The organism is Streptomyces davaonensis JCM 4913, from assembly GCF_000349325.1.
Lineage (GTDB): Bacteria > Actinomycetota > Actinomycetes > Streptomycetales > Streptomycetaceae > Streptomyces > Streptomyces davaonensis.
This window is the reverse complement of the sequence record NC_020504.1, coordinates 2,992,123-3,005,930: the sequence shown is the minus strand read 5'-3', so window position 1 is coordinate 3,005,930 and position 13,808 is coordinate 2,992,123. Positions and strand designations below refer to the sequence as shown.

The 13,808-nt window shown below is 69.5% G+C and carries 8 protein-coding genes; 6 read left to right on the top strand and 2 right to left on the bottom strand.

The window, feature by feature from the left end:
• Positions 1 to 138 precede the first annotated feature (138 nt).
• Complete coding sequence (locus BN159_RS12890; protein WP_015657421.1) at positions 139 to 1,359, bottom strand: trypsin-like serine peptidase; 1,221 nt, start codon at positions 1,357 to 1,359, stop codon at positions 139 to 141.
• Positions 1,360 to 1,907: 548 nt separating this feature from the next.
• Here BN159_RS12890 and BN159_RS12885 point away from each other — a divergent pair.
• The 4 genes from BN159_RS12885 to BN159_RS12870 all read left to right on the top strand — a co-directional run bounded on the left by BN159_RS12885 (position 1,908) and on the right by BN159_RS12870 (position 8,632).
• Positions 1,908 to 3,329, top strand: a complete 1,422-nt coding sequence (locus tag BN159_RS12885) for a diaminobutyrate--2-oxoglutarate transaminase family protein (RefSeq protein WP_078599006.1) — start codon at positions 1,908 to 1,910, stop codon at positions 3,327 to 3,329.
• A gap of 229 nt (positions 3,330 to 3,558) precedes the next feature.
• Positions 3,559 to 5,577: an IucA/IucC family protein gene (locus BN159_RS12880; RefSeq protein WP_231905611.1), complete on the top strand. Its 2,019-nt coding sequence runs from the start codon at positions 3,559 to 3,561 to the stop codon at positions 5,575 to 5,577.
• A 39-nt stretch (positions 5,578 to 5,616) separates the two neighbouring features.
• Positions 5,617 to 6,441, top strand: coding sequence for a GNAT family N-acetyltransferase (locus BN159_RS12875; RefSeq protein WP_015657418.1), 825 nt, complete (start codon positions 5,617 to 5,619; stop codon positions 6,439 to 6,441).
• A gap of 202 nt (positions 6,442 to 6,643) precedes the next feature.
• On the top strand, positions 6,644 to 8,632 hold the full coding sequence (locus BN159_RS12870) for an ATP-dependent DNA helicase (RefSeq protein WP_015657417.1): 1,989 nt from the start codon (positions 6,644 to 6,646) through the stop codon (positions 8,630 to 8,632).
• 144 nt (positions 8,633 to 8,776) lie between these two features.
• Here BN159_RS12870 and lexA read toward each other — a convergent pair whose 3' ends face one another.
• Positions 8,777 to 9,556, bottom strand: coding sequence for a transcriptional repressor LexA (gene lexA / locus BN159_RS12865; RefSeq protein ID WP_015657416.1), 780 nt, complete (start codon positions 9,554 to 9,556; stop codon positions 8,777 to 8,779).
• A gap of 577 nt (positions 9,557 to 10,133) precedes the next feature.
• On the opposite strand from lexA, the gene nrdR reads away from it, so the two are divergent.
• Both nrdR and BN159_RS12855 read left to right on the top strand, forming a co-directional pair.
• A complete protein-coding gene (nrdR, locus tag BN159_RS12860) occupies positions 10,134 to 10,691 on the top strand; it encodes a transcriptional regulator NrdR (protein ID WP_015657415.1) in 558 nt (185 codons plus the stop codon).
• 165 nt (positions 10,692 to 10,856) lie between these two features.
• Positions 10,857 to 13,751 (top strand): vitamin B12-dependent ribonucleotide reductase, encoded by a 2,895-nt coding sequence (locus tag BN159_RS12855; RefSeq protein ID WP_015657414.1) that lies wholly within the window; start codon positions 10,857 to 10,859, stop codon positions 13,749 to 13,751.
• Positions 13,752 to 13,808 lie beyond the last annotated feature (57 nt).

Here is a 13,808-nt window from a genome sequence, read left to right as displayed (position 1 = left end):
TGACCCCCGTAGAACTGCTGCTGTGAATGTGATCCGGCGTGCCCCGGGCACGCGACATCCCACTATGCCCGGGGAGTTGAGGGCGAACGGGGGTGGGACCGTGAAGGTTTCCCGGTCCCACCGCCGCTCTGCCATGGCTCACTGGCCGGCGAACTTCCCGCTGACCTCGTCGAACACACCCTTGGCTTCCTCACCGAGCCGCGGCCCGGCCAACCAGCCCGACTCCACCGGCCCGATCGAGGTGTTGGACACCAGCGCCGGCTTGCCGTTCGAACCGGTAGCGACCCAGCCACCGCCCGACGAACCGCCGGTCATCGTGCAGCCGATCCGGTACATCGTCGGATCCGCCTTGTTCAGCGACAGACGGCCCGGCTTGTCCTGGCACTGGTACATCTTCTGCCCGTCGAACGGCGGCGCCGCCGGGTAACCGGTCGCGGTGATGCTGTCCACCTTCGGCACGGCCGGGGCGTTGAAGTCCACCGGCAGCGCCGAACCGACCATCTCCTCCAGCGACTTCCCGCCGCTGCCCTCCTCCGGCGTCACATGAATGACGGCGAAGTCGTACGAGGCGCCGTCACCGCCGGTCGCACCGCCCTGCTCGATCCACTGGTCCGAGGTCTGCACCCAGTCACCCCACCAGACCCCGTACGGAGCGACCTGCTCGCGCGTGGCACCCTCCAACTCCGCCGTCTCCATGGCGTCGTTGTTGTACGACGGCACGAACGCGATGTTCCGGTACCAGCCGCCGCTCTTGCCCGCGTGCACACAGTGGCCGGCCGTCCACACCATGTTGGACTTACCGGGGTTGGCCGGGTCCGCTACGACCGTCGCCGAGCACACCATCGTGCCCTCGGGCGAGTCGAAGAACACCTTGCCCGCCGTCGGCGCGGCGTCGTGGTACTTAGCCGGAACGGCCTGCGCGTCCACCGGAGCGGGCGTCGGGTCGGTCACACCCTGGTCACCGGAGAGGTCGCTGTCGTCGACACCCTGGTCCGGCTCCTCGGCCTCGCGCATCCGGTCCGGGTCCCACAGGTCCTCGATGATCGGGTTGACGAAGTCCTCGGCCTCGCGCAGCCAGTCGTCCTTGTTCCAGTTCTTCCAGGCGCCGTCCTTCCACTTGTCGATGTCGATCCCGTGCTCCTTGAGCCGGTCCTTGATGTCGTCCGGGATCGAGATCTTGTCGTCACCTGCGGCGGCGGTCGCGGAGGAGCCGCCGTCGGTGGCCTCGTCGCCCGAATCACAGGCGGTGGCGGTGAGCGCGAGGGCCGCGGCAAGGGCGACGGCGGCGGGCAGGGGGGAGGTTCTGCGCCGCGCGCTCCTCCCTCGGCGAGTGGTGAACGACGGCCGTATCGATCGCATGAGTCTGACTCCCCCTGAGGTGAACGAACTTGGCAGCGCTGCCACAGTCGCGCGCCACCGATGGCTGCGACGTCGACTGCGGGAACGGCAACACACACTATGCGCTCGCTGTGGGGGACTTCCGACGGAACGGCAACGGTTCCGTCACGGCAAGGATCTTGAAGCAACCCGTAACCGTGGGAGCGGTCCGGGGTTGGTAGCGATGGGGATTCCGCTGTCCGTAGGCGGCCCCCTGTACCCATTTCCCCGCACCTTCGAGTGAAGGCTCGCGGGGGTGCGTATGTCGGGACGGGCGAGAACACGGGTGACGTACTCGCCCCAGGGTGGCGGGAGGTTGGGCATCGGTGGGCGTGGACGGGGCTTTGGGCGGGCTTGTGGCCGGGGGGTTGGTTGGTGTTGTGAAGGCCAGTGAGGTCGGGGCCGGTGAGGTAGGCGTGCCTGAGGTTGGAGTGCCTGGGGCTGAGGCTGGGGTTGGCTCCGGGGTTGCGGCTGGGGGGCGTGGAGGCGGGACTCGTGAGAGCCGTGCGCCCGCGCCGGGGGCGCGTGAGCTGGGCGGGTGGAGGCTCGGAGGGCGCGCGGGCGGTTCGGGTGAGCGCTCCTCCTGGCACGAAGGGATTCTGCGGCGGCAGTCGGCGCGCGAATCGGCGGCGCGCACCTACGCGCGTGCCCTGCCGATCGTGCCGGTACGGGCGCGCGGGATGACGATCGAGGGGGCGGACGGGCGCCGGTACCTGGACTGCCTCTCCGGCGCCGGAACCCTGGCCCTCGGCCACAACCATCCCGTCGTCCTGGAGGCGATCCGCAAGGTCCTGGACTCCGGTGCTCCGCTGCACGTCCTCGATCTCGCGACCCCGGTGAAGGACGCCTTCACCACCGAACTGTTCCGCACGCTGCCGCCCGGACTCGCCGACCACGCACGCGTGCGGTTCTGCGGACCCGCCGGAACTGACGCCGTGGAGGCCGCGTTCAAGCTGGTCCGCACTGCCACCGGCCGAGGCGGCCTGCTCACCTTCACCGGCGCCTACCACGGCATGATCACCGGCGCCTGCGCAGCTTCCAGCAACGCCGCCGACGTCCACCTGCCCCACCCTCAGGACCACCGTTGCCCGTTCGGCGTCGCCGACGCCCGCGGAGCCGAACTCGCCGCCCGCTGGACCGAATCCGTCCTCGACGACCCCAAGCCGGGGGTACCGCATCCCGCCGGGATGATCCTCGAACCCATACAGGGCGAGGGAGGAGTGATCCCCGCCCCCGACGCCTGGCTGCGCCGCATGCGGCAGCTCACCGCCGACCGCTCCATCCCACTGATCGTCGACGAGATCCAGACCGGCGTCGGACGCACCGGCGCCTTCTGGGCGGTGGAGCACAGCGGAGTCACCCCGGATGTGATGGTCCTCTCGAAGGCCATTGGCGGCAGCCTTCCGCTGGCCGTCGTGGTCTACCACGAGGACCTCGACGCCTGGGAACCCGGCGCCCACGCTGGCACCTTCCGCGGCAACCAACTCGCCATGGCCGCGGGCACGGCAACCCTCGCCTACGTCCGCGAGAACGGCCTGGCCGAACGCGCCCGACACCTCGGCGCCCGCATGCTCACCGAACTCCGGGCCCTGGCAGCCGAGTTCACCTGCGTCGGCGATGTCCGGGGCAGGGGCCTGATGATCGGGGTCGAGCTGGTGGACCCGGAGGAGGGGCCAACGCCGAAACAGCACCCGGAGCCGGCCCAGGATCCCACGCGGACGGAGGCAACCCGCGGTGCGCGCCCGCCGGCCCCCGAACTCGCCGCCGCCGTCCAACGGGAGTGTCTGCGACGCGGCCTGATCGTCGAACTCGGCGGCCGTCACAACAGCGTCGTACGGCTCCTCCCACCCCTGACGATCAGCGACGAGCAGGCAGCCGCGGTCCTCGACCGCCTCACCGACGCCGTCCACACGGCCGCCCAGTCCCACACCGAGACCCGGCCCCGCCGCTGACGGTTTCCTCCCCACCAGAACCACCTCCCCAGGAACAGAGCAGAAGTTGATCACCAGCCACACATCGGACGAGCACACCCCGAGGGGCACGGACAACTCCCCCAGTCAGGCCCCTTCCGACCCTGCCCCCGCCACTCCGACGGACGCGTCGGTCCCTCGTCAGCAGGGGGCCGGCCCGGAACTGGGAAGCGGGCCGAGAGCGGAGGACGGCTCGGATGCGGTGAGGGGCGTGGAGCAGGGGGACGGGGCACGGGTGGGGGACGCCTCGGAGCTGGGATGTCGCTCGGGGCGGGGAGACGGCTCGGCGGTCGGCGCCGGCTCGCAGCCGGGGGCCGGCCCTGCGGCAGGGAGCGCGGGCACCCCCAGCTCACCGCGCCGACCAGCCACCGACTTCCTCCAGCACCCCGACCCGCACACCGCGGCCCAGGCTGCCGTCGTGGAGAACCTGCTCCGCTGCTGGGTGCGGGAAGTCGGCCTCCCCGCTCCCTCGGACGGCGCCCTCCGCATCCCCCTCCCCAGCAGCGGCACGGCCCTGATCACACCGGTCCACCACTGGTCCCCGACCGGCTGGCACCGCCTCGGCCTCCCACACCTGGAGGGCGCCCCGGAACACTCCCCACCCGCCGACGCAGTCACGGTCGCGGCGCTGCTCACCCGCGAGACATCGAACGCAACCGAGTGCCTGGAGAGCACGGAAACCTGGGACGGAACCGAAAGCCCCGACACAGGGGCAACGGCCGGCCAAGGAACACCCCCCGCCGCCTCCGACCGCACCGACCTGGTCGCCCGCGTCGCCGACTCGGTCCGCCGGACCGCCCTGTTCATCAGCGACCGCCGGGAACGGCCGACCGACGGCCCCGACCTCTTCCTCAGCGCCGAACAGGCACTCGTCCTCGGACACCCCCTGCACCCCGCCCCGAAGAGCCGAGAATGCCTCTCCGACTCCGAAGTGCACCTCTATTCACCCGAATTGCGCGGCTCCTTTCCCCTCAACTGGATCGCCGTAGCTCCCTCTGTCCTCGCCACCGACTCCGCCTGGACCGAACGCGGCCGGCCTGTCACAGCGCCCCAGCTCACGACCCGACTCGCCGGACCCGGGCTCCCACTGCCCGACACCTACGCGGCCCTGCCCCTGCACCCCTGGCAACTCCGCGAGATCCGCAACCGCCCCGACACCGCCGCCATGCTCGACGCCGGACTGCTCCGGGACATTGGTCCTCACGGCGCCCCTTGGCACCCCACCTCCTCCGTACGCACCGTCCACCGGTCCGGCGCCCCCGCCATGCTCAAGCTCTCGTTGGGCCTGCGCATCACCAACTCCCGTCGTGAAAACCTCCGCAAGGAACTGCACCGCGGCGTCGAGGTCCACCGCCTGCTGCGCGCCGGCCTGTCCAGTCACTGGCAGACCGCGCACCCCAGCTTCGACATCGTCCGCGACCCCGCCTGGCTCGCCGTCGACGGACCACAGGGTGAGCCGGTCCCCGGGCTGGATGTGATGATCAGGCACAACCCCTTCCATCCAGCCGCCGATGTCTCCTGCATCGCCGGACTCGTCTCCCCACGACCGCAGCCCGCGCTGACGAACGCCTTCAGCAGCCACCGACCGACCTCGTTGGCCTGGCGGTCCCGCCTGGCAGACCTCGTCACCCGCCTCGCCGCACGCACCGGCCGTTCCCGAGGAGCCGTGTCCGCCGAGTGGTTCCTGCGCTACCTCGAACACGTGGTCCGCCCGGTGCTCTGGCTGGACGCCGAGGCAGGCATCGCCCTGGAGGCGCACCAGCAGAACACCCTGCTCCTGCTGGACCCGGACGGTTGGCCCACCGGCGGCCGCTACCGCGACAACCAGGGCTACTACTTCCGCGAGTCCCGCCGTGAGGAACTCGACGCCCGACTGCCCGGCATCGGCAAGCACAGCGACACCTTCGTCTCCGACGCAGTAACGGACGAGCGCTTCGCCTACTACCTCGCCATCAACAACGTGTTCGGCCTCATCGGCGCGTTCGGCTCCCAAGGCCTCGCCGACGAGCGACTGCTGCTTGCCGCCTTCCGTCGATTCCTCGGCGACGTGGCCTCCGGCCCCGCACGCCTGCGCACCTCGCTTCCCGCCCACCTGCTCGACTCATCCACATTGCGCTGCAAAGCGAACCTCCTGACCCGCCTGCACGGCCTGGACGAACTCGTCGGCCCGGTCGACACCCAGTCCGTCTACGTCACCATCGCCAACCCCCTGCACTCCCCGCATTTCTGAGGAACATGACCCACCCCGTTTCCTGAGAGGAGCGTCGCCGTGGCTCCCAACGACGCGAGCACCGACGCCGGTATCGACCCCGCCGCATCCGTCAGCACAGACACCGCCCCCGGTGCCCACCCCGGCGGAGACAGCGAGGACACGCTGGACCTGCGGCTGCCCGAGGAATTCTTCGCGCTGATCGCGGCGACAGAGGAGGCCGTCATCGAAGCCGGTGACGGGGGAGGGGGCGGTGGCGGGGGCGCGGGTACAGCGACGCTCACCCAGCCGGCCACTGCGCCGCCCTCCGGCGACGACCTCCTCGACAGTGTCGTCGACTGGGGGCCGATCAAGACGGCCGCAGGCATGCTCCACCTCGTCCCCGTGCGTGTTGAACGCGACCTCCCTCTCATCAGCCGCTGGATGAACGACCCCGCCGTCACCGCCTTCTGGGAGCTGGCCGGGCCCCCGAGCGTGACCGAGGAACACGTGCGGTCCCAGCTCGACGGAGACGGGCGCAGTGTGCCGTGCGTGGGCGTACTGGACGGCACGCCGATGAGTTACTGGGAGATCTACCGGGCGGACCTCGACCCGCTGGCCCGCCACTATCCCGCCCGTCCTCATGACACCGGAATCCACCTCCTCATCGGTGATGTCGCCGACCGTGGGCGAGGCCTCGGCTCCGCGCTTTTGCGAGCCGTTGCCGACTGTGCGCTCGACAGGCGGCTCGCCTGCGCACGCGTCATCGCGGAACCCGACCTTCGCAACACCCCTTCCGTCGCCGCTTTTCTGAGCGCCGGTTTCCGGTTCGCCGCAGAGGTCGACCTGCCTGCCAAGCAGGCCGCCCTCATGGTCAGGGACCGGGCCTTGCGCGATCTGCTGTAACGCCACGCTGCGGTGTCGTCACTTTTGGTACACCGCTCGGGCGGCCGGGGTTCCCACTCGCGGTCGATCGATTTCAAGCCGCACCCGAACCGGACCCAGCCCAGTACCCCACGACCACCCAAGGACCCCAGGTCTTGATCCAGCCCCCTGCCATCCACGTGATCACCCGTTTGTCAGTGCCGGGTCGTAGGGTGGTCGCGCTATGACGAAGCCCTCACTCCCCGAACTCCTGCACGCTGCCGTCACTGCCGTCGGCGGTACGGAGCGCCCCGGCCAGGTGACCATGGCCGAAGCCGTCGCGGAGGCGATCGACGACGGTTCGCATCTGCTGGTCCAGGCCGGCACCGGCACCGGAAAGTCCCTGGGCTATCTGGTTCCCGCACTCGCGCACGGGGAGCGAGTCGTCGTCGCGACGGCCACCCTGGCCCTCCAGCGCCAGCTGGTGGAGCGAGACCTGCCCCGCACGGTCGACGCCCTGCATCCGCTGCTGCGCCGCCGTCCGGAGTTCGCGATGCTCAAGGGCCGGTCGAACTACTTGTGTCTGCACCGTCTGCACGAGGGTGTGCCGCAGGACGAGGAGGAGGGCCTCTTCGACCAGTTCGAGGCGGCCGCGCCGACCAGCAAGCTGGGGCAGGATCTGCTGCGGCTGCGCGACTGGTCCGACGAGACCGAGACGGGCGACCGCGACAACCTCACGCCCGGTGTCTCGGACCGGGCCTGGGCTCAGGTGTCCGTGTCGTCCCGCGAGTGCCTGGGGGCCACGAAGTGCGCCTACGGCGCGGAATGCTTCGCCGAGATGGCCCGTGAGCGCGCCAAGCTCGCCGAGGTCGTCGTCACCAACCACGCCCTGCTCGCGATCGACGCGATCGAGGGCGCCCCCGTGCTCCCGCAGCATGAGGTGCTGATCGTCGACGAGGCGCACGAACTGGTCTCCCGGGTCACCGGTGTCGCCACCGGCGAGCTCACTCCGGGCCAGGTCAACCGGGCCGTGCGGCGGGCCGCCAAGCTCGTCAACGAGAAGGCCGCCGACCAGCTCCAGACCGCCGCCGAGGGCTTCGAGCGGCTGATGGAGCTCGCGCTGCCGGGCCGTCTGGAGGAGATCCCTGAGGACCTCGGCTACGCGTTGATGGCGCTGCGGGACGCCTGCCGCACGGTGATCTCCGCGATCGGCGCGACACGCGACAAGTCCGTTCAGGACGAGGACGCGGTCCGCAAGCAGGCGCTGGCCTCGGTGGAGACCGTGCACGACGTGTCGGAGCGGATCACGAACGGCTCGGAGTGGGACGTCGTCTGGTACGAGCGCCACGACCGCTTCGGCGCCTCCCTCCGGGTCGCCCCCATGTCGGTCTCCGGGCTGCTGCGCGAGAAGCTCTTCGCTGACCGTTCGGTCGTCCTGACCTCGGCGACCCTGAAACTGGGCGGCGATTTCAACGGCGTCGGCGCCTCCCTCGGCCTCGCCCCCGAGGGGACGGAGGGAGATGACCTCCCGCAGTGGAAGGGCGTCGACGTCGGCTCGCCTTTCGACTATCCGAAGCAGGGCATCCTGTACGTCGCCAAGCATCTGTCGCGCCCCGCGCGGGACGGCGATCGGGCGGACATGCTGGACGAGTTGACGGAGCTGATCCAGGCGGCCGGGGGCCGCACGCTCGGCCTGTTCTCCTCGATGCGGGCTGCTCAGCTCGCGGCGGAGGAGCTGCGCTCGCGCATTCCCGAGTTCCCGATCCTGCTCCAGGGCGAGGAGACCCTCGGCGAGCTCATCAAGAACTTTGCGGCCGACCCACGGACGTGCCTCTTCGGCACGCTCTCGCTGTGGCAGGGCGTCGATGTGCCGGGCCCGAGCTGCCAGCTCGTCGTCATGGACAAGATCCCGTTCCCGCGCCCCGACGACCCTTTGATGAGCGCCCGCCAGAAGGCGGTGGAGGACGCGGGCGGCAACGGCTTCATGGCTGTCGCCGCGACCCACGCGGCACTGCTCATGGCCCAGGGCGCCGGTCGCCTCGTACGGGCCTCGGGGGACCGTGGCGTGGTCGCCGTACTGGATCAGCGGCTGGCCACGGCGCGGTACGGGAGTTATCTGAAGGCGTCACTGCCTGACTTCTGGTACACGACGGACCGTAACCAGGTGCGCAGGTCGCTGGCGGCGATCGACGCGGCGGCACAGAAGGCGGAAGCGCAGGCCGGCGACGAGTGAGGGGTGGTTGGCCTGTCCCGGCTGCGGGACAGGCCAACCACCCCTCGGTGACCGACCTTCAGCGGGGCCGGACAGAACAGGGCCCCGGAACCGGCGCAGGGGTCCCGGGGCCCGGTCAGATCGGCGAGATCTGCCGCGCGGTGCTCACACGCGCCGCAGCACCGCCACCACCTTGCCGAGAATGGTCGCGTCGTCGCCGGGGATCGGCTCGTACGCGGAGTTGTGCGGGAGAAGCCAGACGTGGCCGTCCTCGCGCTTGAAGCGCTTGACGGTGGCCTCGCCGTCGAGCATCGCGGCCACGATGTCGCCGTTCTCGGCGACGGGCTGGCGGCGGACCGTGACCCAGTCGCCGTCACAGATCGCGGCCTCGATCATCGAGTCGCCGACGACCTTCAGGACGAACAGCTCGCCGTCACCGACCAGCTGGCGGGGGAGCGGGAAGACGTCCTCGACGGACTCCTCCGCGAGGATCGGGCCACCGGCGGCGATCCGGCCGACCAGCGGGACGTACGACGCGGCGGGCTTGCCGGCGGTGTCCGTGGGCTGCACCGAGGCGGCCTGGTCGGAGCCGCGCACCTCGTACGCGCGCGGGCGGTGCGGGTCGCGCCTGAGGAAGCCCTTGCGCTCCAGTGCCATCAGCTGATGTGCGACCGAGGAGGTGCTGGAGAGGCCGACGGCCTGGCCGATCTCGCGCATCGACGGCGGGTAGCCGCGCCGCTGCACGGAGTCCCTGATGACCTCGATGACCCGGCGCTGCCGGTCGGTGAGTCCGGAGCTGTCCGCTCGGATCCCCGGAGGTCGGCCCGGCAGGGAGCGCTTGTGCCCCTCGGGATTCGCGGCTTCGTTCATCGCATGCACCGGCTCGAGTCGGCCCTGGGGGCGGTCCTGGGCAGTGATGGTGGCACTGTCTGCGGTGGTGGTCACGTCGGCCCCTCTCGATGGTCTCCCTGCTGGACAACGGTAGTTGGTTTCGAAAGGTTGCGCCAAACACACGTTCGAGTGAAAAATCGCGGTTCGCCCGCCGCGATCATGTGTCTGGGTGTATGGCTAACGCGGCGCCGAGCGGACAAAAGGGCTCATTGCTGTACCCTTCACCGCCAGGGTGACGACCTCGTGGGTTGTTGTCCCAGTCTGCCATCCGGCGCCCGACCGACCGGGACGTGGTCCCCTTCTGTGCGGGAGTCCCACGTCGCCTCCCTTTGGCGCTCACGGTATCTCCGCATGTGCAGCAACGGTACGGCTGCGCACGCCCGTGTTGTCGCGGGACATCTGCCAAGTGCTGCGGCCCGGTGAGGCCCTTCCGTATGAGGGCGACACGCGCGCGTGGCGTGGATGTATGAGCCAATCCCCACATCTAGTGGTTGGATTGCAGCAGCAGCCCAGAAGTTGTGGTCCCCCGGGTCTTCGGGCCCTCGGGCATCGCCTATGCTTGGGGCTGCTTCGAGGGGCCCATGAGGCCCAGCGAGGCTATTGAGTCTGCTGTGAGGAGGGTTGGGAGTTCATGCACTGCCCCTTCTGCCGGCACCCCGACAGCCGTGTGGTCGACAGTCGTACGACCGACGACGGCACGTCGATCCGCAGGCGCCGCCAGTGCCCTGACTGCTCCCGTCGTTTCACGACCGTGGAGACGTGCTCGCTCATGGTGGTGAAGCGGTCCGGAGTCACCGAGCCGTTCAGTCGTACCAAGGTCATCAACGGCGTGCGCAAGGCATGCCAGGGACGGCCTGTCACCGAGGACGCGCTCGCCCAGCTCGGCCAACGGGTCGAGGAGGCGGTGCGGGCCACCGGGAGCGCCGAGCTGACCACCCACGACGTGGGGCTGGCCATACTCGGCCCGCTTCAGGAGCTCGACCTCGTCGCCTATCTGCGATTCGCCTCCGTCTACCGGGCGTTCGACTCGCTGGAGGACTTCGAGGCCGCCATCACGGAACTCAGGCAGACGGTGCGCCCCGCCGCGGACGACGACGACCGCGACGACACGGGTGCGGGGAGCCAGGAAGACGATCGCGGGTCCGGAGGGACTGCACAGGTCCCCGTGCCCGCCAACGCCGCCGACTGACCGACGGACCGGATCCGGGGATCCAGGCTCCGGGTCCGGCCGCGCGGCGGCGACCGAAGACCTGTTGCGGGCGGCAGTGAGAGATGCCCGCAACACCAGACAGAACACCGTGCCACGGGAACATCGGGGCACTTCAGGGCGTTTTAGCCCGTACAGGGAGGCGGCATGACAGAGACGGCGAGCGGTCCGGCACGAGGTTCCCGAGCCAAGGGCACCAAGGCGACCAAGGGCCTGCGTATCGAGCGCATCCACACCACCCCCGGCGTGCACCCGTACGACGAGGTCCAGTGGGAGCGCCGTGACGTCGTCATGACCAACTGGCGCGACGGCTCTGTGAACTTCGAGCAGCGCGGCGTCGAGTTCCCCGACTTCTGGTCGGTGAACGCGGTCAACATCGTCACCAGCAAGTACTTCCGCGGTGCCGTCGGCACCCCGCAGCGCGAGGTGAGCCTCAAGCAGCTCATCGACCGCATCGTGAAGACGTACCGGAAGGCCGGCGAGGACTACAAGTACTTCTCCTCGCCCGCCGATGCCGAGATCTTCGAGCACGAGCTGGCCTACGCCCTCCTGCACCAGATCTTCAGCTTCAACAGCCCCGTCTGGTTCAACGTCGGCACGCCCCAGCCCCAGCAGGTCTCCGCCTGCTTCATCCTGTCCGTCGACGACTCCATGGAGTCGATCCTCGACTGGTACAAGGAAGAGGGCATGATCTTCAAGGGCGGCTCCGGCGCCGGCCTGAACCTCTCCCGCATCCGCTCCTCCAAGGAGCTCCTGTCCTCCGGCGGCAACGCCTCAGGACCGGTCTCCTTCATGCGCGGCGCCGATGCCTCGGCCGGCACCATCAAGTCCGGTGGCGCCACCCGCCGCGCGGCCAAGATGGTCATCCTCGACGTCGACCACCCCGACATCGAGGACTTCATCGAGACCAAGGTCAAGGAAGAGGAGAAGATCCGCGCCCTGCGCGACGCGGGCTTCGACATGGACCTGGGCGGCGACGACATCACGTCCGTCCAGTACCAGAACGCCAACAACTCCGTCCGCGTGAACGACGAGTTCATGAAGGCGGTAGAGACCGGCGGCAAGTTCGGCCTCCGCGCGCGGATGACCGGCGAGGTCATCGAAGAGGTCGACGCCAAGGCCCTGTTCCGCAAGATGGCCGAGGCAGCCTGGGCCTGCGCCGACCCGGGCATCCAGTACGACGACACCATCAACCACTGGCACACCTGCCCGGAGTCCGGCCGGATCAACGGCTCGAACCCGTGCAGCGAGTACATGCACCTGGACAACACGTCCTGCAACCTGGCCTCGCTGAACCTGATGAAGTTCCTGAAGGACGACGGCAAGGGCAGCCAGTCCTTCGACGTCGAGCGCTTCGCGAAGGTCGTCGAGCTCGTCATCACCGCGATGGACATCTCCATCTGCTTCGCGGACTTCCCCACCCAGAAGATCGGCGAGAACACCCGCGCGTTCCGCCAGCTCGGCATCGGCTACGCCAACCTCGGCGCCCTGCTGATGGCGACCGGCCACGCCTACGACTCCAACGGCGGCCGCGCCCTCGCCGGTGCCATCACCTCCCTGATGACCGGCACCTCGTACAAGCGCTCCGCCGAACTCGCCGCGGTCGTCGGCGCGTACGACGGCTACGCCCGCAACGCGCAGCCCCACCTGCGGGTCATGAAGCAGCACGCCGACGAGAACACCAAGGCCGTCCGTATGGACGACCTGGACACGCCGATCTGGGCCGCCGCCACGGAGGCCTGGCAGGACGTGCTGCGCCTCGGCGAGAAGAACGGTTTCCGTAACTCCCAGGCGTCCGTCATCGCCCCGACCGGCACCATCGGTCTGGCGATGTCCTGCGACACCACCGGCCTTGAGCCCGACCTCGCGCTGGTCAAGTTCAAGAAGCTGGTCGGCGGCGGCTCGATGCAGATCGTCAACGGCACCGTCCCGCAGGCCCTGCGCCGCCTGGGCTACCAGGAAGAGCAGATCGAGGCGATCGTCGCCCACATCGCCGAGCACGGCAATGTGGTCAACGCGCCGGGCCTCAAGCACGAGCACTACGAGGTCTTCGACTGCGCCATGGGCGAGCGCTCCATCTCCGCGATGGGCCACGTCCGCATGATGGCCGCGATCCAGCCGTGGATCTCCGGCGCCCTGTCCAAGACGGTCAACATGCCGGAGTCGGCGACCGTCGAGGAGGTCGAGGAGATCTACTTCGAGGCCTGGAAGCTGGGCGTCAAGGCGCTCGCCATCTACCGCGACAACTGCAAGGTCGGCCAGCCCCTCTCCGCGAAGACCAAGGAGAAGGAGAAGACCGAGGTCACGCAGAAGGCCGAGGCGACCATCCGCGAGACGGTCGAGAAGGTCATCGAGTACCGCCCGGTCCGCAAGCGCCTCCCGAAGGGCCGTCCCGGCATCACGACGTCCTTCACCGTCGGCGGCGCCGAGGGCTACATGACCGCCAACTCCTACCCGGACGACGGTCTCGGCGAGGTCTTCCTGAAGATGTCGAAGCAGGGCTCCACCCTCGCGGGCATGATGGACGCCTTCTCCATCGCCGTCTCGGTCGGCCTCCAGTACGGCGTGCCGCTGGAGACGTACGTCTCGAAGTTCACCAACATGCGCTTCGAGCCGGCCGGTATGACCGACGACCCGGACGTGCGGATGGCGCAGTCGATCGTCGACTACATCTTCCGCCGCCTGGCGCTGGACTTCCTGCCCTTCGAGACGCGCTCCGCACTCGGCATCCACTCCGCCGAGGAGCGTCAGCGCCACCTGGAGACCGGTTCGTACGAGCCGGCCGACGACGAGGTCGACGTCGAGGGCCTGGCCCAGTCGGCGCCCCGCACCCAGGAGCTGAAGGCCGTCGTCACGCCGAAGGCCGCGGTCGAGGAGGCCAAGCCCGCCCCGAAGCAGGCCCACACCAGCGCCGAGCTGGTGGAGATGCAACTGGGCATCCAGGCCGACGCGCCGCTCTGCTTCTCCTGCGGCACCAAGATGCAGCGGGCCGGTTCCTGCTACATCTGCGAGGGCTGCGGCTCGACCAGCGGTTGCAGCTGAAGGTGAGCGCCTTTCAGGCGTGAAGTGACTGCTCGGGTTGGGGAGTCGGCAAAGCGC